The sequence below is a fragment of the Dactylosporangium sp. CA-139066 genome (assembly GCF_050936175.1).
In the GTDB taxonomy this organism is placed as follows: Bacteria; Actinomycetota; Actinomycetes; order Mycobacteriales; family Micromonosporaceae; genus Dactylosporangium.
This window is the reverse complement of the sequence record NZ_JBNJNH010000002.1, coordinates 14,850-36,213: the sequence shown is the minus strand read 5'-3', so window position 1 is coordinate 36,213 and position 21,364 is coordinate 14,850. Positions and strand designations below refer to the sequence as shown.

Below are 21,364 nucleotides of genomic sequence, written 5' to 3'. Positions count from 1 at the left end.
CAACAGGAGACCGACCCAAATGCACGCTATCAAGGCCCCCGCCGCCACTCGCGAGCCCGTCCTGGCCATCGGCCAGCAGATCGAGGCCCAGGCGGGTCGGACCGTGATCACCCTCCAGCGCGTGACCGTTACCGCCTGGACCGTGGTGACCTACATCGGCACCCGGCGGATCACCGACCAGTGCGCGACCTTCGCCGACGAGCAGGCCGCGGCTCTCACCGCCTCCGCCTACTACCAGCTCGCCCTCGCCGAGACCGTTGAGCCCGCCGCCGACCCGGCCCGCTCGCTCGCCGTCGGCGAGATCCGCGAGCACGTCGCCGGGCCGGTCACCATCCGGATCTTCCAGACGGCGCAGGCCGGTGTGCTGGTCCAGGGCCGCCGCAACGGCGTCATCGACTCGGCGCTGTGCAGCCGCCACGACCACGAGTGGGACGCGCTCCGCGCCTACGCGGCCCTCGTCGCCGCGAACCCCGCCTGACTTTCCTCCCCCGTCGTGGTGGCGGGGTCGTCCCCGTCGGCCCCGCCACCACCCCTCACCCTGCCCAAGGAGCCCATCCCATGCAGTTGCCCGAGTTGAAGTCCGTCGACGGCGGACGTCCCTACCGCGTGTGGACCGTCGGCCTGATGCCCCTCAACCAGCTGCCCCGTTTCGAGCCGGGCATGACCGCCCCCGCGTTCGTCCCTGTCACCGACTGGCGGGTCATTCCCGACTGGGACGGCCGGCTGTACGTGCACCGCGGCGACGGCATCCGCCACGAGCTGCACGGGACGCAGCACGCCTCGGAGCATGACGCCAGGCGCGCCGCGTACGGCGCCGGACTGCTCGGCGTCATGGTCTACGAGGCCGACGCTGCGGACTACGGGTTCCCGAGCGCATGACCAGCCCCGACGAGATGACCGCCGGCGAGCGCGCCCGCGTGCTCGCCGCCATCGAGGGCCAGCGGCCGGTCCGCATGATCCGGCCCTCCGACGGGCGCAACGTCCCCGTCGCTGCCGACCGAGTCCAGGAACGCCTCGCCGCCGGCTACCGGCTCGCCGAGGAGGACGAGCAGTAGCCCGGGTGACTTTCCCGTGCGCCCGACCACTCGTCGGGCGCACCGATGGCCACCCGGCCAGCAGAAACAAGACGGGCCCCAAACCTGCGATTCCGCCGCAGCCGGGGCCCTAGGGCAAAACTAACTGGAGGTCCGCCCATGGACACCAACACTACGGCCGCCCGCACGGCGACCATCACCGGCCTCGCGGGCGAGCCGAGCATCCGCGAGGTGCCGCAGCCCACATTCATCGACCTCGCCCCTTGGTGGAAGTGCCCGGCGTGGTGCGACAAGGGCAACAACTGCTACGGCGGCGATGCCCTGAGCTTCGGCGGCCCGGCAATCATCACGAGCCGCCACCACGCCAGGACGGTGCTCGTCGGCGACGTCAAGGACATCGACGGCGCCAGCACCAAGGTCAGCGTCGAGGTCGAGACCATCGAGGACATCGACGGGTACCCCGAGGCGCCGGTCGTCACCATCTCCATCCCCCTGACGTCCATCCACGCCGACGACGCGGAGCGGCTCGCCCACACGATCCTCGCCGCGGTCGCAGACGCCCGCCAGCCGCTCCCCAGCAAGGCGGGGGAGACAGCGTGAGCGCCGCGACCCTGACCCGCACCACGGCGCGGACCTGCCCGCCGTGGTGCCGCAAGCACGGCACCGACCCCGACGGGTCGATCTGCCACGAGGGCGAGCCGATCACCGTGCAGGCGGCCGGCGGCGGCAACCTCGTCGCCGGCGAGGTCGACCTGTACCTCAACCGCTTCGACGAGTACGGCATCACCGGGCAGGCCGCGATCGTCATCACGGCCAGCCCCGACGGGATCGACCTGACCGCCGCCGAGGCCCGCCAGGTCGCCGCCGCGGTGCTGTACCTGGCCGAGCAGCTCGAGGCGACCCGATGACCATCGCACGCCGCGACGCGCTACTGCTGATCGCCGCCGCTGTCGCCGAGGGCATGCCCTGCCCGGCCAAGATCGTCCTGACCCACCACGACGTCATCACCGTCCACACGAGCACCATCGCGGCTGGGCTGCAGTGGCTGGCGTGGTTCGGCATGGGCCAGATCGAGCTGACCGCGCTCGGCACCGGCTACATCGCGCTCCACAACCACCGCGTCCTGTGGTGGCACGGCCGCCGGGTCACGGTCTGCTCCAGCGAACAGGCGCCGAAGCCGGTCGAGTCCGACGCCGCCGCCCTCGTCCGCGCCGCTACGGCGGAGGTGGCTCGTGCCGCCGCGTGACGACGAGGGCCGCCGCGCCCGGGAGGCGCAGTACCTCACGGACCTGCGCACCCCGAAGGAGCCGTTCGGGATCGCCGCTGGCAGCATCCGGACCGGCCACGACGACGCGAGCATCACCCACCCGGCGTGGTGCTCGCCCAACGAGTGCACGGTCGCGTCGCCGAACTACGCGCACCACCTGTCGGAGTGGACGATCGTCTACCCGTCGCACGACGGCGAGGCGGCGATCTTCGTGCGGCTGTTCGCCGACGCGATGGACTCCGCCGAGGAGCCGCCGGGCGTCGAGATCTGCCTCATGCGCCCCGGGCAGGCCTCGTCGCTGGAAGGCTACGAGCTGCGCGGCGCGCAAGCCCGCCACCTCGGCCAGGCGCTCCGGGGACACGCGTCGGTCGTCGGCGACCCGCACCACTGGGACCGGCCGGTGACGCTGTGAACACCACGACGCGCATCCCCGTGTTCTGCACCCAGGCCGGGCGGTCCGACTTCGCCGGCGAGGTCGGCTACCTGATCCACGGCACCGCCCGCCCCGGGTACGTGTCGATCCGCACCGGCAAGGTGTCGGTCGCCGTGCCCGTCGAAGGGCTGACCGCGGCCGTGTTCGACGCCCGCGAGTGGACCTCGCCCGATGGGCTGCTCGGGACGGCGCTGCACAAGTCCTGCGGTGCCGAATGGCTGGTGGTGACCGTCGGCAGTGGCCGTCATCCCGAAGCCCAGCTGTACGTGTCGGCGCCGCCGGTCCGCTCCCATCTGGCCGAGGTGCTGCTGGCCATGTGCACGGCCGAGGACGCGTACGCCGGGGAGATGGACTGGCTCCGGACTGAGGACGGATCGCTGTGACCGGGACCTCGGCCTCCACCCATCCGGCGTGGTGCGACGACGCGCAGTGCGACGCCGAAGGGCTCCAGCTGCACCACAGCCGCGCGATCGACGTTCCGGCCGAGGCCGGCGCCGACCGCGACAGCGCCCGGTACGTCGTCAGCATCTACGGCACCCACCACGGGCAGCCGCTGCTCGAGCTGTCGATCGTCCCGGCGACCAGCGGACCCGTCAGCCCCGTCTTCGACATCGGCGCCGACCAGCTGCGCCGCCTCCGGGCCGCGCTCGCCGCGGCCGGTCACGTCCTCGACGCCGACCAGCCGCACCTCGCCAGCCTCAACCACCCTGACGACCAGAAAGGCGGAGTCCCCGCATGACCGTCACGACGATCCGCCCCAACCTGGCCCTCGTCTCGGCTGAGACCGCGGAGGCGCCGCAGCCGACCGGCTGCACGGCCGGGGTGCCGTGGTGCACCGGCAACGCGAACAACCACGACCTCGACCTCGCCCGCGAGGGGGAGCCGCTGTACCACGACAGTGCCGCCGTCGACCTGCCGCTCACGGCCGGGTCGGGCGAGGGCTGCGACGGGTACACGGTCAGCCTCGAGCGCCGCGACACCCTCGACGGCGAGATCGGGCACACCCGCATCTACATGGCGCTCCTCCGTGACGGCTCCCCTTCGGGCGCGTGCGGCGGCTACGCCACGATCCACGAGGCCGAGCAGGTCGGCCGAACGATCCTCGGCCACGTGGCGACCGCCCGCGGGCTGAGCATCGCGCCGGCCGTCATGGACGAGCTCGACGAGCACCTGTCGCGGCTGTCGTCCCGGCAGATGATCGCGATGCGGCTGCGGTACGGCTTCGGGTTCACCCTCGCCGACATCGGCCGCATCCTCGGCGTCGGCCCCGACCGGGTCCGCGTCTACATCTCCCGCGCCAAGCAGCAGCTGCGCGCGTGGGGCGTCACGGTCGATGGCTCGGCCACCACGGCGGGTGCGGCATGACGCTCGCCCTCTCCCAGCAGCAGGTCAACGACATCTTCGACGAGATGTGCCGCGAGCACCGCGGCGAACTGCTCCGCTACGCCCGCCGGCACGCCCGCACCTGGGACGACGCCGAGGACGCCGTTCAGCAGGCATTCATGATCGGCCTGCTGAAGCGAGACACGGTCACAGCGCTCGACGAGCCGATCGCGTGGTTGATGAAGACCACCAAACACACCGCTCTGCAGGTCACGCACCACCGCCAGCGCGAGATCGCCGGTAGCGACTTCCTGGACCTCTTCGGCGAACCCGAGCCGATCGAGGGTGACGAACGGTGCATGGCCGACGAGGAGACCGCGGCCGCCGTCGCGTCGGTGATCGAATCCCTGCCGCCGCTACGCCGCACCGCGGTCGAGCTGTGGTGCCTACACGGCTTCTCCTGGGACGAGATCGCAGAGTACATGGACGTGCCAGTTCCGGCCGCCCAGAAGCTCGTGTTCCGAACCCTTGAGCGTCTGCGCGCCGGCGCACCTGTGGTCGAGGGAAGGCGCCACGAGGACGTTCAGGCCGAGATCCTCTCGCTGATCGCACAGCCGCGCTTGCTGCGTCGGCTCGATCAGCATCACCGCCAGATCCTCGCAATGCGCTTCGTCGAGTGCCTCAAGGTGCGCGAGATCGCTGCACGCCTCGGCGTCAACACCACCACCGCGACCCGCCTCCTGACCGAGGCGCGGGACGCCTTGCTTTCGCTGAGCCACGAAGGAGAGCCGGCATGACCAAGCCGCTCAAGGCCGCCGCCAAACCGGACGACGTGAAGGCGGCATGGGACCTCCTCGGCCCGCCGGCACGGATGGCGGTCCAGCTGCACTGCGTCGACCGGCAGCCCGTGTCGACGGTCGCTGCCCGGCTCGGCGCCGACAAGGCAGTCGCCTACCGGCTGATCAACACGTCACTCACGCACCTGCAGGAACTGGGCATCGACATCCCGGACCTTCGTCAGTGGCTCGCCTCGGCGGTGTCGGCCGAGGTGACGATGCCGGATGAGCCGAAGCCCGACGAGGCCAAGCCGTCGCGCAAGACGGTCGTTCCGATCGAGCGGCTCGTCGACGTGCTCGCCAAGGAGTTCGGTGGGCGGCGGGTCAGCGCCAAAGGCGCCGAGGAACTGCTCCGGGCCACGTTGGGAGCCTGCTCCCGCGCCCGTGCGATCGAGGCCCGCGACGCGCACAACAGCAACCTCGACGCGGCGCTGGCGAAGTCGCTCACCAAGCCGCTGGAGACCCAAGGTGGTCCGAATTTGGACCCCCTCGACGAGGTCGCTGGTCGATCGCACTGCCGCCCCGAGGGTGTACCTACAGATACACCCTCGACGAAGCCGCCGGCGGACCCGGAGTTGGCGCCGGTCGTCGACGAGGCGCCGAGCGCGGGCGAGGTCGTCGAAAGCCCCGTTGTGGTGCCATCCGTGGCCGAGGTCTGGCTTATGGGTGCACGCCCGCCGATCAGCTGCATGCTCGTCCACACCGACGAGACGACCGGCACCCGCGACCTGACCGCCGTGTCCATGCTCGGCGCCCAGCGGGAGATCACCGGCCAGTTGATCGCCGACGGCTACCGGCCCGACGGCCCATGGGTCGACGTCGACCCCGCCGGCCCTGAGGCCATGCGGAAGTTTCAGCACGCCGAGGGGAGCCCGTCATGACGGCCGTCCTCGAGCCGGTCGCCGTGTCGGCAACTGTCCCAACTGGGACACTTGCCGGCCCCGACGTCGACCCGGACTGCCCGAAGTGCGGCACCTGCGCCGCTGTGGTCTATGTCGGGGCGACCACCGAGACCGTGTACGAGCTCGGCGAGCAGCCCGGCCCGAAGCATGCATGGTCATGCCGGACCTGCAGCGCCGAGTGGACCACCCTCGCGTCGGAGCCTGTCGACTGCCCCGCGGCCCTGTCCTGGTGTGTGTCGCACGAGGCCGACCACGATGGCGCCCAGCATCACGCGGGTGCCATGCGGGCGGCCAGCTACGACCTCGACGGCTTCCACGAGCCGACGCCGGGCCTGCTCGTCGTCGGCGCGACCCGCGACGAGCGGCCGGACGGCACGGTCGACCCGGTCGTGTGGGTCGACCCGTCGTCGCAGCTGAAGGCGGAGACGTACGGATTCTCCCCGGCCGCGGCCCGCGAGCTCGCCATGGCGTTGCTCGCCGCCGCGGCGGAGGCCTCCGGCTCGAAACGCGCGGATGACCTGCGCATCGGTGACCGGATCGTCCTCGACGGCCGGGTGCACGTCGTGCGGTTTCTCATGGTCGACGCGTGTCACTGCGACGACGTCGACGAGCCGTGCGACGGCACGGTCCAGGTCTACACGGACCTGTCGGAGGCGGTCGACGAGACGTCCCCAGCCGCCACGTTCGACCCGGCCGACCTGGCGGAGGTGGCTCCGTGACCCGCGCCTACCCGATCACGCCGCAGCCCGACGCCGGTCCGCGGTTCACGTACGGCCTGCTGCTCGCCGTCGGCCGCGTCCTCGCAGAACACGGCTTCCCCGAAGTCACCGACGGCGGCGACCTCGTGGCCCTGCAGCAAGCCCTCTACGACTTCGTCTACCAACCCTCGACCGGAAATGAGACCACGTCATGCACCTCCTGACCGCTGTCGCCCAGACGACCGCCGACCACCTGCACATCCTGGCCGCGCCCGAGCCGTCGGGAGCACCGACGCCGAAGGAGCTCAACACCGACGGCATCCTCAACTTCTTCGTCACCAAGATCGTGCCGATCCTGCTCGCCGGACTCGGGATCATCTTCGTCTCCCGCGCCAACAAGGGCGAGGTGTCGAAGGTGCTCACCTCGAGCAGCGTCGCCCTGATCGGCATCGCGTTCATCGCCGGCGCGACCAGCCTGTTCTTCTTCGGCGGATCCATCGTCGACCTGCTGTTCAAGTAGGGCCAGCCGATGACCACGCCCACCAGCAGCACCTTCGACCTGCTCGAAGCCGCCCAGTACGGCCACCCCGTGAGCTACATGGCCGACAACTTCACCGAGCATCTCCTCCTCGACGTAGCCGACCGTGGCCTGGTCGAGGTCCGCCACAGCGGCGGCGGAACCGTCTCCATGCGCTGGGCGCTCCGCCAGGCCGGCAGCGCCCAGCGCAGCGAGCTCCTCCGCATCCACCTCACCGCCGCGGGCCGTGACTTCCTGCAAGGAGCCTGACGTGCTGCTACGCACCGACGACGACATCTACCGGGCGAGGCTCGTCTACCTCGGCCCACCGAACTACACACTCCCGATCCAGCTCCCGTACGCCCAGTACGGCCTCTTCGCCGTCCTGTGCACGGGCTTCGTCGGCGCCGGGACCCTGCTGACCGGCGGCTTCGGCTGGATCGGTGTCGAGATCGGCGCGGCCATGGTCAGCACCTACGCCATCTGGCGGCACGTCGACCCCGACCGGCCCGCACGGAAGATCCTCGCCACCGCCGCCCGGGACTGGCGCCAGACCGGGCCCCCGCCGCCGGCCCAACTGCCGAGCCTGTCAGCCGCCCGTATCCGAATCGGAGGCCCGCGATGAAGCGCAACCTCACCGACGGTCGCACCCTCGGCCGGGTCGTGGCGCTCACGCCGTACGTGCGGCAGCCCCGCGACCCGGCGCCGACCGTCGACCTGCAGCTCCGCGAGTTCGTCAGCAACCTGACCTTCACCGCGAGCACCGCCACCGCCTGGTACGTCCTGCCGGAGCGGGTGTGGGCATTCCGACCCGACGCCGACCGCGAGACGTTCATGACCGCCGTCGCCGAGCAGTACGCGAAGCTCGCCGGGCATCGGCTCCACCTGCGCCGCACGTCCCGGCCGTACCCGACCGGCCAGTGGGCGGGGAACCTGCTCCGGTCCTCGGCGCCGATCGTCGGGCAGCAGGCCCTCGCCGATCACCTGCGAGCCGCCGCCAACCACGTCGACGCGCTCGGCTACGCCGAGGGGGTCACCTACCTCGGCGTGACCGTGGCCCGTCGGCACGTCGGCGATGCGGTCAGCGAGTGGGTACGCGCCCGCGCCGGCCGCGGCGGTGTGGCCCGCAGCGAGCGGGACCGGATCGCCGCCAAGGTCGAGAAGTTCACGGCCCTGCTGCGGCCGTTCGGCCTCGGCGCCGAGCCCGCGACGCCGACACAGCTTGCGTGGCTGCTGTACCGGTCGGTTGGCCTCGGCCTGACTCCGCCCGACCGGCGAGTCACCGCGACGGGGCCCGAGGACATCATGGCCCTCACCGAGCACGTCGACCGGTACCGGACCCGGTACGGGGCGACGACCCGCGTCGTCAACCGTCTCACCGGCGAAGAGTCGTATGCCGCCGTGCTCACCGTCGGCCGGATGGAGCCGCTGGAAATCCCGCAGCAGCACCTGCCGTGGCTGCACCTCGCCGACGAACTGCCGTACCCGGTCGAGGTGTCCTCGCGCGTCGACGTCCTCGGCCCGGGCGGCGCCACGTCCAGCCTGAACCGGCGTCTCCTGCTGCTGCGCAATCAGCAGCGCGACTACGCCGAGCACGGCCTGGACATGCCGCCCGAGCTCGGGCGGCTCGCCGAGCGGGCCGTGGCCGTCGGTGACGAGATCTCGACCGGGCAGCCCGTCGACGCCGCACGCGTGCACGGCTGGCACCGCCTGGCGGTCACCGGCCCGACCGAGAAGGTGGCGCTCGAACGCGCCGACGAGGTCGCCCGGCTCTACCAGCAGCACGCCCGGATTGCCCTGCAGCACCCGAAGGATCAGCCCGAACTGGCCCGCGAGTTCATCCCGGGCGAGCCGATCGCTGACACCGGCTACCTGCGGCGCATGTCCGTGAAGCTGTTCGCAGCCGCCGTCCCGCAGGCCGCCGCCGCGGTTGGTGACGGTCGGGGCGACCTGATCGGCTACACGTCCGGGACCGGCCGCCGGCCGGTCATGTTCGACCCGCACTTCGCGACCGAGGTCCGGGAGCGTTCGGGCCTGGCCATCGTCGTCAGCGAGCCCGGCGGCGGGAAGTCGACGCTCATCGGGTCCATCGGCTACCTTTCCGCGCTGCGTGGCGTCCAGACGACGCTGCTCGACCCGTCCGGGCCCCTCGCCCGGCTCGCCGACATGCCGCTGATGCGGGGACGAGCACAGGTGCTCAACCTCGTCGGCGCCAACCGGGGCACCCTCGCCCCGTACGCCCTGATCCCGACGCCGCGGCGTACGGACTTCGCGGCGGGCGAGCACGGCGACCACCTGTTCGACGTCGCGGTGACCGATGCCCGCGCCGAGCGGCGAACCCTCGTCCTCGACATCGCCATGATGCTGCTGCCGCCACAGGTCGCCCGCAGCGAAGCCGCCGCGTCGCTGCTGCGCCGGGCCGCCCGGCAGGTTCCCGCCGAGGAGGCGTCGCAGCTCGAGGACATCGTCGCGGTCCTGAATGCCGGCGACAGCAGCGCCCAGGAGCTCGCGGCGCTGCTCAACGACGCCGCCGAGCTGCAGATGGCGCGGCTGCTGTTCGGCCGCCCGCCCGTCGGGGCGCTCGGTTCCGACGCCCCCCTGACGATCATCACCATGGCCGGTCTGCGGCTGCCAGACATGACCGTCGAGCGCGACTACTGGTCGGCGGCCGAGGCGCTGACGGTGCCGATGCTGCACCTCGCGCACCGTCTGGCCGTCCGGCGCTGCTACGGCGGTGACATGCACCGGCGCAAGCTGGTGGCGCTCGACGAGGCGCACGTGATGCAGGGCTGGCGTTCCGGCCGCTCGTTCCTGGTCCGCCTGGCCCGCGACTCTCGGAAGTGGAACATCGCCGCGCTGGTGGCGTCGCAGAACCCGCAGGACATTCTCGACCTCGACGTCCAGAACCTTGTCTCCACCGTCTTCGCGGGGCGCATCGCCGCCGATCCGGAGGTCGCGGCCGGGGCGCTACAGCTGCTGCGCCTGGCTGGCGGAGTCGGCTACGAGGAGACCCTGGCCGCACTTTCGCAGGCCGACCCGACATCGGATGCCCGGCTCGGGTTCCGCGAGTTCGTGATGCGCGACGTGGACGGCCGCATGCAGAAGATCCGCGTCGACGTGTCCTACGCCGACCGGCTGCTCGCTCACCTCGACACCACCCCTGGAGGCGTCGCATGATCCGCCGCACCCTTCACGCGCTTGCCGCCCTGACTGCCGCCGCGCTGCTGGTCCTCGGTCCCGGCGTTCCAGCGCACGCCGACCCGGAGCCGGTCAAGCCGCTATGCACGGTCGAGGAGTGGCAGGTACCCGCGAACTTCCTCGACTGCGCCCACCGCCTCGGCAACGCTGCCGCTCGCCGCGCCGACTGCGTCAAAGCACCAACACCCGCCTCGCCGGACTCCGGCATCTCCGGCTGGCTCAGCCGCCGCCCCGACGCCGACCTGCGTCCCGGCGTCCTCGGCCAGTACGCCCGGCATGGCATGGCCGGCTACCCGCTCGACATGTACGACACCTCCTGCGCCGGGGCGGTGACGCACCCAACGGACACGGGCCAGAACGCAATCGCCGGTATGGAGTTCTCGATCGCCCAGATCACCCTCGGTACCGCCAACGGGCTGCGGGAACTCGCCTACGACCCGCACGCGATGTGGGGCTGGTCCGACTCGATCGTCCGTACCGCCACCGAGAAGACCTACGACTACGTGTTTTCCGTGCTCGGCGCACTGGCCCTCGCTGCCGCCGGCGGATGGCTGATCTGGCGGGCACGGCTCGGCAGGCTGTCCGAGGCGACCAAGCTCGCCGGATGGGCGCTGCTCGTCATGGTCGCCGTCACCGGCATCGGCAAGTACCCGCTGCTCGTGACCCACGGCGCCGACCGGGTCGCCGTCACCGGCCTGAGCGCGATGCACGAGGTTGTCGGCCCGGGTTCCAACGACATCCCGCTCGAGGACTGCGCTTCGCGGGACAGGAACCCTGACGCGTGCAAGGACCACCGGACCGTCGCCGTGAGGTCGTCGGACGCGGCCGTCTACGCGATCCTGTACCGCAACTGGGTCCGGGCCATGCTCGGCTGCGACGACTGCCCGATCGCCAAGAAGTACGGCCCGGCACTGTACGACGCGACCACGATCACATGGGGCGAAGCCGCGGACATCGACGCCCACCCGGAACTGCGGCCGGTGATCGTGCAGGCGAAGGCTGAACAGTGGATCTCGATCGCCGAGGCGGTCAAGGCCGAAGATCCGGAAGCGTACGAGCATCTGCAGGGTCTGCACGGCGACGACCGGCTCGGCAGCGGTTTCATCGCGATGCTGTCCGCCGGGATCTATTCGATCTTCGATATTGGCGCCAGCGTGGTCATCCTGCTCGGATTCCTCGTCGTGCGGGTGGCAGTCATGACGTTCCCGCTCATGGCCACCATCGGAATCCTGCAGCCCGGTCACCCGTCCGTCATGCGGCTGTTCAACGCCGTCGTCGGCTCCGTCGCCAACATCATCATGTTCGGGGCCGGTGCCGGCCTCTACCTGTGGATCGTCGACTCCGTCTTCGACTCGGACCTGTCCGGCTTCGTCCAGATCAGCGCGGTCGGCCTGACCGGTGTCGTGCTGTGGATGGTGCTGCGGCCCGTGAAGCGGCTCGTCCGGGTCGGGGCCCGCAAACGCGACGAGGAGGACGAGAAGCCCGGCTTGCTGTACCGGCTGCTGTCGTTCGCCGGGCAGACCGTCAAAGACGCCCGCGAAGCGGCGCCCAGTTCGCATCCCGCCTCACGGCCCCGGCCGGAGACGACCGCGGGGAACCGGGCATGAGGCGCCTGCCGGTCCGCTGGATCGTTGCCGCCGTGGCCGCTGCCGTCATCGCCGCGGTACTGCTGGCCGGACGGCATTCCGGGAGCGCTGAGCACGCCTCGGGCGGGTCGCAGGCCGCTCCCACGTCCGCCGCGGCGGCCGAGAGCGGCGACGAGGAGTCGGGCGACGACGGCAGCGCCGACGTGAGCGACCAGCCGGCGGACATCACCGCCGGGCCGATCGAGGCACGGGAGGCGGCCGTCGACCTGCTCGTGAAGATCCTCAACACGCAGGGCAAGTCACCGGAGCAGTGGCGGGCCGGGTTCCGGCCGCTCGTCACCGATGAGCTGGCTGCGGAGCTCGCCGACGCCGACCCGGCGAAGGTGCCGGTCGGTCGGGTCGGTGACCAGATTGCGGTCGCGCCCGCCGGCGATGAGCTGGTGACGGTCACGATCCCGATCGTCAGCGCTTCTGGGCAGACGCTCGTGGCCACCGCGAAGGTGACGCTGACGGGGGCGGGCCATCGGTGGCTCGGGTCGCAGCTCGACCTGGAGCAGGCGTGACCGGCCGCGGCGCGGTCACGCTCGCCATTGCGCTGGGCGTCGGGGCGGTCCTGTGCATGGGTGGGGTCGGCCTGGCGTCGTCGATGCAGGGCTGGTTCACGCAGCAGCAGGAGGCACCGCCGGCGTCGGACTGTGGCGGTGGCCAACTGCAGGTCCACGACGCCTCAGCGGTAAAGGCCGACGGGTTCACGGCGACCCAGGTGGCGAACGCGACGGCAATCGTTCGGACCGGCCAGCAGATGCAGGTGCCGCCGCGGGGCTGGGTGATCGCCGTGGCCACGGCCATGCAGGAGAGCAACCTGCACAACCTCGCCAACCCCGGCGTGCCGTCGTCCATGGCGCTGCCGCACGAGGGCTCGGGCCGCGACCACGACAGCGTCGGCCTGTTCCAGCAGAGGCCAAGCCCGCCGGAGGGCGCCGGCTCGTGGGGGACGGTCCAGGACCTAATGACGCCGGCGACGTCCGCGAGGAAGTTTTACGACGCGCTGCAGCGCGTGTCCGGCTGGCAGTCGCTGTCGCTCACACAGGCAGCCCAGCGGGTGCAGCGCTCAGCGTTCCCGGGGGCCTACGCGAAGCACGAACCTCGAGCGGCGGCCCTCGTCGGTGCGGTCTCCGGCGGCGCGGACCTGGCCGGACAGCAGCCAGGCCAGTGCGCGGCTCCCGCCGAGGTCACGGCCGGCGGCTGGGTACGCCCGGTGTCGGGTGAGGTCGGCTCGCCATTCGGGCCGCGGGGTGGTCGGCTGCACGCCGGCGTCGACTTGATGGCGTCGCGGCGGACACCGATCCGGGCCGCGTCGTCAGGCACGGTCATCAAGGCGGTCTGCGACGCGTCGACGGCCCGAACGGTCGGCACCTGCGACAGGGACGGGTCGCCGAGCGCGGCCGGGTGCGGCTGGTTCGTGGATATCCAGCATGCGGCCGGGATCATCACGCGCTACTGCCACATGACCCAGCGGCCAGCGGTGTCAGCGGGGGAGCACGTGGCGGCCGGGCAGCAGATCGGCATCGTCGGCTCGTCGGGGCACAGCTCGGGCCCGCACCTGCACTTCGAGGTGCATCTGAACAACGACCGTTCGCCTCAGGGCGCGGTCAACCCGGTGCCGTTCATGCGGGAGCACGGGGCGGCGCTCGGTGCATGAGCAGCTGCTACTCGGTGTCGGATGCCGGCGCAGTGGTTTCGGCCTCGGCGTCGCGGAGCTTCGCGAGCTCGCGGCGGACGTCTTCTGGGTTGCAGACCCGGTGACGGCTGGCTGGCTTGTTCCGGGATCGGATCTGGCCCTGCACGAGCATCGTGTGGACCTTGGTCCGGCCGAGCTGCAGCAGGAGGGCGACCTCGCCGGGCGTCAGCCAGTCGCCCCGCTTGAGGCGCTCTTCGAGCTTCCCGGGGTCTTTCTCGACGACCACTGCGCAGCCTGCCTTCGACGGTTGCTGGCGATCGTACAGATCGTTCGCACCGTTCGTGATGTTCGGCTGTCGTCTCACGCTACGAGTATGCGTTAACGTTCGTATTGTTCGCAACGTTCGCAACGTTCTACAATGAGAGGCATGACGCCCCGCCCGCCGCGGACCGGCACTCGCCAGGTCGCCAGGCGGAGCCCCACGACTCCCACCGAGGTGACGCTGTGAACGCCCTCACCACCTTTGACCCCCGCCCGGCGGTTCCCCCGGCCGTCGGGCGGGTCAACGGTCACATCCCGGCCGTCCTCGCCGCCGACGAGCCGCGCAGCGCGAACACCGCAGCAGCCGCCGAGCTCGACGCCGACCTGGCCAAGACCGTGAAGCGCACCTCGTACATGCGGCAGCTCTTCTACGTCGTCGTGCTCCTCGTCGCCCTCGCCGGGCAGGTCTCCGGCGCGGTCGCCGCCCTCGGCATTCCGCTGATCTGGGCGATCCCCGCGGTCGGCGCCCTTGAGCTCGGCGGCATCGTCGTGCTCGCCAACGCCGACGTGCGCCGCCGGCTCGGCGAGAAGGCCAACGCCTCCCGCATCCTGTCCGCCGCCATCGCCGCGTTCGCGGTCGCGTTCAACTGGATGGCGCACGACAACAAACTGCTCGCCGGGTTCTTCGCGGCGATGTCCGCGCTGGGTTACCTGGTGTGGCTGATGCACACCGAGAACCAGCGCCGCGACCGGCTGCGGGCCAAGGGGCAGCTGCCGCCGGTGACGCCGGCGTATGAGCTGATCGGGCACTGGTTGCGGCACCCCTGGCAGACGCTGCGCGCGAAGAATCTCGCCAAGGCCAATCCCGATCTCGGGCTGTACCCGTCGATTGCGGCGGCCCAGGCGGAGAAGCGGCGGGAGGTGCGCACGGCCGCCATCGCCAAGGTGCTGCACCGCAAGATCCGCGCCGCGGTCGACCCGACCACCGCCGACATCGCCGTGGCCGTCTACGACCTCGACGAGATCGCGGTCCGCCTCGCCGACGGCGCCGACTACGACGGCCTGACTGCGCTCATCGGCGCTGCGCTCACGCCCGACCGGCTCGCCGCCGAGCAGCCTCCGCGAAAGGTCCAAGCCGACGTCGGTACACCCCTACGCGACGTGCTCGCCATCGACGGGCAGATCGACAGCGCCATCGACAGCGGAGCCGACACCGACATCGCCAACCTGTCGGCGCCGGAGCCGACAGCGCCATCGACAGCCCGGCGCCTCGCACACCGACAGGCGCACCGACAGAACCGCCGACAGGTACGGACCGCCACGCGCCGACAGGTGTCGGCCGTCGACACCGACAGCGGGACCGACACCGACATCGACAGCCAGACCGACAGGAAGACCGACAGCGGGACCGACAGCTCGACCGCCAACAACACCGACAGCGGGACCGACAGGAAGCCCGCCAGAAAGACCGCCACCGGCACCGCCAGGCGGGGTGGGAAAGCCAAGCACTCGCCGTCGGCCATCGCCAACGCCGCCGCACTCCGCGAGCGGTACGGCAACCGGCTCCCGGCCGCCGACAACACGATCCGCACCGACATGAAGTGGTCGCACGACCGCGTCCGCGCGGCCCGCACCGCCCACCACGCCAAGGCCGACATCAACACCGACAGCACCGGCGCCTGACCGGGCCGCCGGACCGACAGAAGGAGCACCCCGTGGCCAACCCGATCATCAACGACAAGGGCATCGTCTACCTCGGCTGGACCTCGCTCGCCCTGGCCGTCATCGGCGGTTGCGCGATGACCGCCAGCTTCCTCGGGCACTGGATCGCCGCCATCGTCGGCGTCGGTCCCGACTGGCTCGCGCCGCTGCTCGGCGTCGTGCTTGGCGTCGCCGCCATCCTGGACATCCTGCTCGACGGCACCCCGAACCGGCCGGCGATCTGGACGGCGATCCTGCTGCCGTCGATCGCGCAGTCGATCAACGGCAAGGGTGGGCAGACGATTCAGCAGTGGGCGGCCGACCTCAACGCCTACAGCTCGGCGAAGCTCGGCGAGTGGCTCGGGCAGGGCTCCCTGACTGCGCTCGCGCTGATCGCGACCGGCGTCGCGCTCGTCCTGGCCCGCCGCGTCATCGCCAAGACCCGGGCCGGCCAGCGCGGCGGCAACGTTCCCGCCGGCGTGCGGGGCTGATCTGTGCCAACCCGGGCTGAGAAGTCCCGTGAGCGGCGGCGGGTGCACGCCGAGGCGCAGATCGCCGAGCAGCCCACCGACCGCGGCCGTTTCTGGAAGACGTGCGCCTGGCTCCTCGTTGAGGGGGGCCAGGTCGCCCAGCTGGAGCAGGTCACGAGCCTGGTCCGGACCGTGATCGACCTGATCCGAGAGGGGATCGACGTTGAGCGCATCCACGACCGCATCCGTCACTGACGGTGATGTTCGATCGAAGTTGGAAGCCCAAGGGGTCGAAGATGACAGCCCGGCCGTGTCGACGCGCGCGCGCGAGAGTAGCCGTGTCGTCGAACTTCGGCAAGCACCCTCCGTGATCGGCCGGGCAGTTCGCGGCTGGTGGGCATGGACGGCACGGCCGGCGTCGCTGGCCTCGATGTGGCGGCTGTCTGGCGTCGACGCCGACCGGGCACCCGAGCGGTTCCCGTGGCTGATCACCGCCTGGCGGTGGTCGAACCGCACCGACCGGCTGATCATGTTCATGCTCGTGCTCGTCGCGCCGACCGGCGCCCAGGGCCCGCTCCGCTGGATGTTGCAGCGACCCACCCGGCGGTGGGGCTTCTACCTGGTGGCGCTCGTCCTCGCCGCCGTCATGGCCGGGAGGTAGGACTCCGATGCCGTCGACATGGAGCTACGTCCGCAGCATCGCCAAGGCCGTCCAAGAAAACAAGGCCACACCCGAACCGGCCGGGGCCGGCAACGGCGGTCCGGGCCCGTCCCTCGTCGAGCGGCTCGAGCTGCAGGCGCTCATGCGCACCTCGGCGAAGACGTACCGCGACCACCTGATCCCGTGGGGGATCCTCGGCGGTCACATCGTGGCGGGCCTCGTCGCCGTCGACGGCGTGAACCTCGCGGCTGCGTTTGCTGCCGCGCCGGTCCTCGCCGTGGGCGGGTATGCGGTCCGCCGTCAACGACTGACTGCGCGGGCCATCAGGCGCGGGCGGATCGAGCGGGCGCAGCGGACCGGCCGCAGGGTCCTCCGCATCCATCAGCAGGCGCTCGCGTGGGGTGCCGCCGGCGGCACGTCCGGGCTGTGGCTGGCCGCCGCGGCGGCCACCGACCCGGGCACGGCCGCGGGCCGTGTCGTGTGGATCGCCGGCGCTACGGTGTGGGCGCTGTGGTCCTACCCGGTGTGGACGGCGGCCGAGCGGCGCCGGCTGCGACTGCCCGACCCGGAGCGCCCGCCGCGCCCGTCGAGCCAGCCGCCGGCCGCCGATGTCGCGAACGACCGCAAGCTCGACGAGGCCGTGGTGGCAGCCCAACCCACCGCCCGCTACCAGCTGCCGAGCCTGACGGCGGCAGCCGGATCGGCAGCAAAAACCGACGACACCGACGGACGCGGCAAGATGATCCAGCAGGTGCTCACGGACTTCACCGTCGACGCGAGGGTCACCGGATCAACCCGTGGCCCCGCGGTGACCCGGTTTGAGATCACGCTCGGCGCCGGCGTCAAAGTCGAGGCGGTCACCAAGCTGCAGCGGAACCTCGCGTATGCGGTCGGACAGCCCAAAATCCTGCTGCACTCGCCGATTCCCGGTCGGAGCGTCATGGGGCTCGAGGTCCCAAACGCCGAGCGGGTCACGGTCGCGCTCGCCGACGTCCTCGACGCCCCGGCGATGCGTACGGACCGGCATCCGCTCCTGGTTGCGATCGGCCTGGACCTCGAGGGCCAGGCGGTAGTCGCGAACCTCGCCAAGATGCCGCACATTCTCGTCGCTGGCGCGACCGGCGCGGGCAAGTCCAGCTGCCTCAACAGCCTGCTCGTGTCGCTGCTGACCCGGGCGACGCCGGACGAGGTACGTCTGTTGCTGGTCGACCCGAAGCGGGTCGAACTCACCAACTACGACGGTCTTCCGCACCTGGTCACGCCCGTCGTTACCAATGCCAGGAGGGCAGCCGATGCCCTCGAATGGGTCGTTGCCGAGATGGACATGCGCTACGACGACATGGCCGCGGCCGGGGTCCGGCACATCGACGACTACAACCGCAAGGTGCGGGCTGGGCAGATCACCGCGCCGCCGGGCAGCGAGCGGGAGATCCGGCCGTACCCGTACCTGCTCGTCGTCGTCGACGAGCTCGCCGACCTCATGATGGTCGCCCCGCGCGACGTCGAGGACTCGGTGGTGCGCATCACCCAGCTGGCCCGCGCGGCCGGCATCCACCTGGTGCTCGCGACCCAGCGGCCCAGCGTCGACGTCGTCACCGGCCTGATCAAGGCCAACGTGCCGTCGCGGCTGGCCTTCGCCACGTCCAGCCTCGCCGACTCGCGGGTCATCCTCGACCGGCCGGGCGCCGAGAAGCTGCTGGGCAAGGGTGATGCGCTGTTCCTGCCGATGGGCGCCGCCGAGCCGGTGCGGGTTCAGTCTGCGTGGGTGTCTGAGGCGGAGATCGACGCCGTGGTTGAGCACTGCAAGCGGCAGGCGGAGCCGGTCTACATGCCGCTGGTGATCCAGGAGAGGATCCGGCCGCCGCGCGACGAGACGCCGCCGGTGGTCCAGACGGGCCGGGCGCGCGATGTCGTCCTGGCCGCTGCCCAGCAGCTCGCCGCGGAGGGTCTGCCGCTGACCAAACCGGACCTGGTCGCCGCGACGCCAGGCATCGGCGACGACGCCCGGGACAAGGCCCTGACGGATCTCGTCAAAGAGGACGTGCTGCGGCGGTCCGGCCGCGGCCTGTACGAGGTGCCGACCAGCTAATGCCACTTCGCTACGGCAGTCGAGCCGTCCCACACCGATCAGAGAAAAGGTAACGGGCACAGATGAACGAAACTGTCGATCGTGGTAATCGCTGGCGGCGCGGAGGTGTCGGCGTGAGCGTGCTTGCCGACCCGCGGGTGACGGAGAAGGCGGGCGGCGGCGACACCGTTGTTCGCGGCATCGGTCTCACCGTTTATGTGCTGTGGATGGGCTCGTACCGGCGGTGCGTGTGCTTCGGCGACAACCTGCCCTTCATGCCGCTCAACGGGGGGTCCGTCATCGGATTCGAGACCGCGGCAGCAGCTGTTGAGCTGCGCTGCGGTAGCAGATACAGCTCGCCAGTTGGTATAAGCACAACTCGACTGGTGCGTGTGAACAACGCACGGTACGGTGCAAGAGTCATCGAGTACAGGGGCCGCGAGAGCCTGGGACTCCCCCTGTCGAAAGGGACGACTACATGCCACTGCCCACGTTTGCGCCGCCTTCAGAACCCCCTGTGCGGTCGGCGACACTGACCCGCCCTCAGGCCGCGGGTCGGCTCGGAATCTCCCCTGCCGGCGTCGACAAACTGGTCCGTGCCGGCGTCCTCGACGTGCCTATCGCCACCGGCCGGGTCGAAGAGTTGGCCTTGCGCGATCCGCTCCAGGTAGTTGATGGCGAGCTCACGGTTCTCCGCATCGACGCACGCGCGGAGGCCTACCCCGGGGAGGACAGGAAGTACATCGGGTTCCACGTCGCGCATAGCAACGATGAACTTGAACAATCAAGCCTCCGGTGGTGGCGTTCCGACCCAGCCCGGGTTCTTGACAACGTCCTGCTCGCCGTCACTCTGGCGACTTTCCCCGTCGCGGTGTATCGCGTCACCAACCGCGTCAACGAGAAGTACCGGGAAGGCGAGGACCAACCTCGCCACCACTACGCTGGGCAACTCCTGGCGCGGGTCCACCCCGGGATGCAGGCGGAACACTTGAAGAACGCGCCTGGCCACCTGCGGGAGCTGGCGAAGCAAATAATGGCCAGCAGGATCACTGTCTCCAGTGGAGGCCCGATCGGCTATCTCGAACCAACCGCTGCGGGATAGATCCCGCGCTGTCGCGTAACCGACCGCTGCCTGGGGCACGAGCAGCAGGCGCGGCGTATGCCGGGCTGGCGGTGGTCGCAACCGCTGTAGGGCTGTGGACAGCCGCTGTAGATGACGACAGCCGTGTAGTTCGGGCGTCACCCTAGGTCTGGGGGTGACGCCCGTTCTCGCATCGAGGCGTGGGGGTTGGCGGTGCGGGCAAGGTCCAGTGGTGTCGGCCTGTCGGGGCCGGGCGTCAGCCGGGAACCTGCCGTCAATGGCGTCGGTACTCAAGGCGGCCGGTGTAAACGGTATCGACCTGGCGCCCTACGTGAGTTCGGATTGCAATAACATGCGGACAGCGTTGGGTCCCATGCATTACGGAACGGGATAAGCAATACCGATCGTGTTATCCCGCGACTTCGCAGCGTCATTTTTGATCAAGTAAGCCCATGTGACTTGAGACACTCCGGCGCCGACATATTCGTCCGCGATGTCCGACTTCAGACGTTATGAAACTCGACTTTTCAGTTGCCTCTGATGGCCAATCGTTTACTCGCCTAGAACCTGCGGGGCGAGAGTGGACTAGCCGAATGGCTGAGTAGGGTGTGACGCTGTGTCACACCCTCGACATTCACCGCCAGTAATTCGCGCAGGTCAGGCATCTGTCGATCAAGAAGCCAGAGCCTCCCAGCTTCCAGCCAAGGAAAGCGGAAGTCTCGCCCGCCTTTCCGGCTGCGAAATTGATAGGGGGGCAGCGTAGGCTTTTGTCGTCAGCGCGACCACCACCCATTTGGGTCGAGGACGTGCAGTCCCCTTGGACAGCAACGCGGGCCCCCAGCTGCAACTGGAGACCCGCAGGTTGCCGACATCCGCACTAGAGCCCTGCAGGGGACGGAAGCGAGGACGTATGGCGAAGCCAAGACTACACGAAAACTTGCCCGGCGAACCACGCGGAAAACTTCAACGGATTAAAAACCGAAGCGAAAAACACCGAAGGGTCCTAGTGATTGCAACGACAATCGCGGTACTTGGCGGAGCAATCGGGGAAACTACAGAGATCCCGGTGGAAGTTAACGTGACGGTCAACGTCGAGCAGAACTAGCAAGCCCCAGAGGATGGCCCGTGCTAGTTAGCACGGGCCATCTTCGTTGAGGAACAGCTGTGGTGGTGATGGCTTCAACGCCTGAACACGAGCAGCCCGGCCCGTGGACCTTCAGCCGGCCGAGGTCGAAGTGGATGACCGGCACCATCCCGGCGGCACGCTTCACCGCGTCAAGGGTTCGCCGGTGCGCGTCGCCGGAGTCCACACGCCAGCACTACGCCGCCGTGCTCGCGGGCGGTTGCCGGCGTGATCACGTCGAGCCGCCGCGGCGCAATTCGGCCACCACCTCGGCCGCCTGCCGACCCTCCCGGTCGAACGCGGTCTCCCCGATCTCCGCGCGGTGGCTCGCCAACTCCCGAGCCGCCTCGGCGAACATGTGGCGGTACGCGCCCGATCGGGCCGCGTCCCGCAGATCGAGCACGCCGTCGGCGACGTCCCGGCCGATCTCCTGCCACATCTCGCCGGCCACACCGCGGGCGAGCGTCCGCATCAGCGCGGCCCGCATCTCGGTGCGAGCCCGGTCGTCGGCGTCGAACATCATC

28 protein-coding genes and 1 pseudogene are annotated in these 21,364 nt (G+C 70.3%); 27 read left to right on the top strand and 2 right to left on the bottom strand.

The window, feature by feature from the left end:
• Positions 1–19 precede the first annotated feature (19 nt).
• The 21 genes from ACQEVU_RS44595 (at position 20) to ACQEVU_RS44495 (ending at position 13,496) form a co-directional block, all read left to right on the top strand.
• Positions 20–478: a hypothetical protein gene (locus tag ACQEVU_RS44595; RefSeq protein ID WP_433335450.1), complete on the top strand. Its 459-nt coding sequence runs from the start codon at positions 20–22 to the stop codon at positions 476–478.
• An 80-nt stretch (positions 479–558) separates the two neighbouring features.
• Positions 559–879, top strand: coding sequence for a hypothetical protein (locus ACQEVU_RS44590; RefSeq protein ID WP_433335448.1), 321 nt, complete (start codon positions 559–561; stop codon positions 877–879).
• Positions 876–1,055 (top strand): hypothetical protein, encoded by a 180-nt coding sequence (locus ACQEVU_RS44585; RefSeq protein WP_433335446.1) that lies wholly within the window; start codon positions 876–878, stop codon positions 1,053–1,055. Before ACQEVU_RS44590 ends, ACQEVU_RS44585 begins: the two co-directional genes overlap by 4 nt.
• Before the next feature lie 138 nt (positions 1,056–1,193).
• On the top strand, positions 1,194–1,634 hold the full coding sequence (locus ACQEVU_RS44580) for a hypothetical protein (RefSeq protein ID WP_433335444.1): 441 nt from the start codon (positions 1,194–1,196) through the stop codon (positions 1,632–1,634).
• Positions 1,631–1,942 (top strand): DUF6907 domain-containing protein, encoded by a 312-nt coding sequence (locus ACQEVU_RS44575; RefSeq protein WP_433335442.1) that lies wholly within the window; start codon positions 1,631–1,633, stop codon positions 1,940–1,942. The genes ACQEVU_RS44580 and ACQEVU_RS44575 overlap by 4 nt, the downstream gene beginning before the upstream one ends.
• Positions 1,939–2,280: a hypothetical protein gene (locus ACQEVU_RS44570; protein ID WP_433335440.1), complete on the top strand. Its 342-nt coding sequence runs from the start codon at positions 1,939–1,941 to the stop codon at positions 2,278–2,280. Before ACQEVU_RS44575 ends, ACQEVU_RS44570 begins: the two co-directional genes overlap by 4 nt.
• Positions 2,267–2,713: a hypothetical protein gene (locus ACQEVU_RS44565; protein ID WP_433335438.1), complete on the top strand. Its 447-nt coding sequence runs from the start codon at positions 2,267–2,269 to the stop codon at positions 2,711–2,713. Before ACQEVU_RS44570 ends, ACQEVU_RS44565 begins: the two co-directional genes overlap by 14 nt.
• Complete coding sequence (locus ACQEVU_RS44560; protein ID WP_433335436.1) at positions 2,710–3,117, top strand: hypothetical protein; 408 nt, start codon at positions 2,710–2,712, stop codon at positions 3,115–3,117. Before ACQEVU_RS44565 ends, ACQEVU_RS44560 begins: the two co-directional genes overlap by 4 nt.
• Positions 3,114–3,473, top strand: coding sequence for a hypothetical protein (locus ACQEVU_RS44555; protein WP_433318548.1), 360 nt, complete (start codon positions 3,114–3,116; stop codon positions 3,471–3,473). The genes ACQEVU_RS44560 and ACQEVU_RS44555 overlap by 4 nt, the downstream gene beginning before the upstream one ends.
• Positions 3,470–4,099: a sigma factor-like helix-turn-helix DNA-binding protein gene (locus ACQEVU_RS44550; RefSeq protein WP_433318551.1), complete on the top strand. Its 630-nt coding sequence runs from the start codon at positions 3,470–3,472 to the stop codon at positions 4,097–4,099. Before ACQEVU_RS44555 ends, ACQEVU_RS44550 begins: the two co-directional genes overlap by 4 nt.
• The gene (locus ACQEVU_RS44545) at positions 4,096–4,854 is read left to right on the top strand and encodes a sigma-70 family RNA polymerase sigma factor (RefSeq protein WP_433318554.1); all 759 of its coding nucleotides are present in this window, start codon (positions 4,096–4,098) and stop codon (positions 4,852–4,854) included. Before ACQEVU_RS44550 ends, ACQEVU_RS44545 begins: the two co-directional genes overlap by 4 nt.
• The gene (locus tag ACQEVU_RS44540) at positions 4,851–5,774 is read left to right on the top strand and encodes a hypothetical protein (protein ID WP_433318557.1); all 924 of its coding nucleotides are present in this window, start codon (positions 4,851–4,853) and stop codon (positions 5,772–5,774) included. The genes ACQEVU_RS44545 and ACQEVU_RS44540 overlap by 4 nt, the downstream gene beginning before the upstream one ends.
• Positions 5,771–6,514: a hypothetical protein gene (locus ACQEVU_RS44535; RefSeq protein ID WP_433318560.1), complete on the top strand. Its 744-nt coding sequence runs from the start codon at positions 5,771–5,773 to the stop codon at positions 6,512–6,514. Before ACQEVU_RS44540 ends, ACQEVU_RS44535 begins: the two co-directional genes overlap by 4 nt.
• Positions 6,511–6,717, top strand: a complete 207-nt coding sequence (locus tag ACQEVU_RS44530; RefSeq protein WP_433318563.1) for a hypothetical protein — start codon at positions 6,511–6,513, stop codon at positions 6,715–6,717. Before ACQEVU_RS44535 ends, ACQEVU_RS44530 begins: the two co-directional genes overlap by 4 nt.
• Complete coding sequence (locus tag ACQEVU_RS44525) at positions 6,705–7,013, top strand: hypothetical protein (protein WP_433318566.1); 309 nt, start codon at positions 6,705–6,707, stop codon at positions 7,011–7,013. Before ACQEVU_RS44530 ends, ACQEVU_RS44525 begins: the two co-directional genes overlap by 13 nt.
• Before the next feature lie 9 nt (positions 7,014–7,022).
• Positions 7,023–7,280 carry a hypothetical protein gene (locus tag ACQEVU_RS44520; protein WP_433318569.1) on the top strand — a complete coding sequence of 86 codons (258 nt, stop codon included), beginning with the start codon at positions 7,023–7,025 and terminating at the stop codon, positions 7,278–7,280.
• Between the two features lies 1 nt (position 7,281).
• The gene (locus ACQEVU_RS44515) at positions 7,282–7,635 is read left to right on the top strand and encodes a hypothetical protein (RefSeq protein ID WP_433318572.1); all 354 of its coding nucleotides are present in this window, start codon (positions 7,282–7,284) and stop codon (positions 7,633–7,635) included.
• Entirely contained in the window at positions 7,632–10,187 is a 2,556-nt protein-coding gene (locus ACQEVU_RS44510; RefSeq protein ID WP_433318575.1) for an ATP-binding protein, read from the top strand. The genes ACQEVU_RS44515 and ACQEVU_RS44510 overlap by 4 nt, the downstream gene beginning before the upstream one ends.
• Complete coding sequence (locus tag ACQEVU_RS44505; RefSeq protein WP_433318578.1) at positions 10,184–11,815, top strand: MFS transporter; 1,632 nt, start codon at positions 10,184–10,186, stop codon at positions 11,813–11,815. Before ACQEVU_RS44510 ends, ACQEVU_RS44505 begins: the two co-directional genes overlap by 4 nt.
• Positions 11,812–12,357 (top strand): hypothetical protein, encoded by a 546-nt coding sequence (locus tag ACQEVU_RS44500; protein ID WP_433318581.1) that lies wholly within the window; start codon positions 11,812–11,814, stop codon positions 12,355–12,357. Before ACQEVU_RS44505 ends, ACQEVU_RS44500 begins: the two co-directional genes overlap by 4 nt.
• 56 nt (positions 12,358–12,413) lie before the next feature.
• Entirely contained in the window at positions 12,414–13,496 is a 1,083-nt protein-coding gene (locus ACQEVU_RS44495) for a M23 family metallopeptidase (protein ID WP_433334724.1), read from the top strand.
• A gap of 7 nt (positions 13,497–13,503) precedes the next feature.
• On the opposite strand, the gene ACQEVU_RS44490 is transcribed toward ACQEVU_RS44495, so the two are convergent.
• Positions 13,504–13,839, bottom strand: a complete 336-nt coding sequence (locus tag ACQEVU_RS44490; protein WP_433318584.1) for a hypothetical protein — start codon at positions 13,837–13,839, stop codon at positions 13,504–13,506.
• 140 nt (positions 13,840–13,979) lie between these two features.
• On the opposite strand from ACQEVU_RS44490, the gene ACQEVU_RS44485 reads away from it, so the two are divergent.
• The 6 genes and pseudogenes from ACQEVU_RS44485 to ACQEVU_RS44460 all read left to right on the top strand — a co-directional run bounded on the left by ACQEVU_RS44485 (position 13,980) and on the right by ACQEVU_RS44460 (position 19,738).
• A complete protein-coding gene (locus ACQEVU_RS44485; protein WP_433318587.1) occupies positions 13,980–15,419 on the top strand; it encodes a hypothetical protein in 1,440 nt (479 codons plus the stop codon).
• Positions 15,420–15,451: 32 nt separating this feature from the next.
• Positions 15,452–15,928 (top strand): hypothetical protein, encoded by a 477-nt coding sequence (locus ACQEVU_RS44480; protein ID WP_433318590.1) that lies wholly within the window; start codon positions 15,452–15,454, stop codon positions 15,926–15,928.
• 3 nt (positions 15,929–15,931) lie between these two features.
• Positions 15,932–16,162, top strand: coding sequence for a hypothetical protein (locus tag ACQEVU_RS44475; protein ID WP_433318592.1), 231 nt, complete (start codon positions 15,932–15,934; stop codon positions 16,160–16,162).
• 112 nt (positions 16,163–16,274) lie between these two features.
• Complete coding sequence (locus tag ACQEVU_RS44470; RefSeq protein ID WP_433318595.1) at positions 16,275–16,568, top strand: hypothetical protein; 294 nt, start codon at positions 16,275–16,277, stop codon at positions 16,566–16,568.
• Positions 16,569–17,328: 760 nt separating this feature from the next.
• Positions 17,329–18,657, top strand: a pseudogene (locus tag ACQEVU_RS44465) (DNA translocase FtsK); the annotation flags it as partial.
• A 457-nt stretch (positions 18,658–19,114) separates the two neighbouring features.
• The gene (locus tag ACQEVU_RS44460; RefSeq protein ID WP_433318598.1) at positions 19,115–19,738 is read left to right on the top strand and encodes a hypothetical protein; all 624 of its coding nucleotides are present in this window, start codon (positions 19,115–19,117) and stop codon (positions 19,736–19,738) included.
• 1,334 nt (positions 19,739–21,072) lie between these two features.
• Here ACQEVU_RS44460 and ACQEVU_RS44455 read toward each other — a convergent pair.
• Positions 21,073–21,363 carry a hypothetical protein gene (locus ACQEVU_RS44455; protein WP_433318601.1) on the bottom strand — a complete coding sequence of 97 codons (291 nt, stop codon included), beginning with the start codon at positions 21,361–21,363 and terminating at the stop codon, positions 21,073–21,075.
• Position 21,364 lies beyond the last annotated feature (1 nt).

What these genes read in the sequence shown, in the direction of transcription:
- ACQEVU_RS44550 (WP_433318551.1), top strand. Translation starts at nt 3,470, where the DNA reads ATGACCGTCACGACGATCCGCCCCAACCTGGCCCTCGTCTCGGCTGAG.
- ACQEVU_RS44585 (WP_433335446.1), top strand. Translation starts at nt 876, where the DNA reads ATGACCAGCCCCGACGAGATGACCGCCGGCGAGCGCGCCCGCGTGCTC.
- ACQEVU_RS44525 (WP_433318566.1), top strand. Translation starts at nt 6,705, where the DNA reads ATGCACCTCCTGACCGCTGTCGCCCAGACGACCGCCGACCACCTGCAC.
- ACQEVU_RS44455 (WP_433318601.1), bottom strand. Translation starts at nt 21,363, where the DNA reads ATGATGTTCGACGCCGACGACCGGGCTCGCACCGAGATGCGGGCCGCG.
- ACQEVU_RS44545 (WP_433318554.1), top strand. Translation starts at nt 4,096, where the DNA reads ATGACGCTCGCCCTCTCCCAGCAGCAGGTCAACGACATCTTCGACGAG.
- ACQEVU_RS44500 (WP_433318581.1), top strand. Translation starts at nt 11,812, where the DNA reads ATGAGGCGCCTGCCGGTCCGCTGGATCGTTGCCGCCGTGGCCGCTGCC.
- ACQEVU_RS44570 (WP_433335440.1), top strand. Translation starts at nt 1,939, where the DNA reads ATGACCATCGCACGCCGCGACGCGCTACTGCTGATCGCCGCCGCTGTC.
- ACQEVU_RS44580 (WP_433335444.1), top strand. Translation starts at nt 1,194, where the DNA reads ATGGACACCAACACTACGGCCGCCCGCACGGCGACCATCACCGGCCTC.
- ACQEVU_RS44505 (WP_433318578.1), top strand. Translation starts at nt 10,184, where the DNA reads ATGATCCGCCGCACCCTTCACGCGCTTGCCGCCCTGACTGCCGCCGCG.
- ACQEVU_RS44595 (WP_433335450.1), top strand. Translation starts at nt 20, where the DNA reads ATGCACGCTATCAAGGCCCCCGCCGCCACTCGCGAGCCCGTCCTGGCC.
- ACQEVU_RS44520 (WP_433318569.1), top strand. Translation starts at nt 7,023, where the DNA reads ATGACCACGCCCACCAGCAGCACCTTCGACCTGCTCGAAGCCGCCCAG.
- ACQEVU_RS44540 (WP_433318557.1), top strand. Translation starts at nt 4,851, where the DNA reads ATGACCAAGCCGCTCAAGGCCGCCGCCAAACCGGACGACGTGAAGGCG.
- ACQEVU_RS44535 (WP_433318560.1), top strand. Translation starts at nt 5,771, where the DNA reads ATGACGGCCGTCCTCGAGCCGGTCGCCGTGTCGGCAACTGTCCCAACT.
- ACQEVU_RS44460 (WP_433318598.1), top strand. Translation starts at nt 19,115, where the DNA reads ATGCCACTGCCCACGTTTGCGCCGCCTTCAGAACCCCCTGTGCGGTCG.
- ACQEVU_RS44495 (WP_433334724.1), top strand. Translation starts at nt 12,414, where the DNA reads ATGGGTGGGGTCGGCCTGGCGTCGTCGATGCAGGGCTGGTTCACGCAG.
- ACQEVU_RS44590 (WP_433335448.1), top strand. Translation starts at nt 559, where the DNA reads ATGCAGTTGCCCGAGTTGAAGTCCGTCGACGGCGGACGTCCCTACCGC.
- ACQEVU_RS44510 (WP_433318575.1), top strand. Translation starts at nt 7,632, where the DNA reads ATGAAGCGCAACCTCACCGACGGTCGCACCCTCGGCCGGGTCGTGGCG.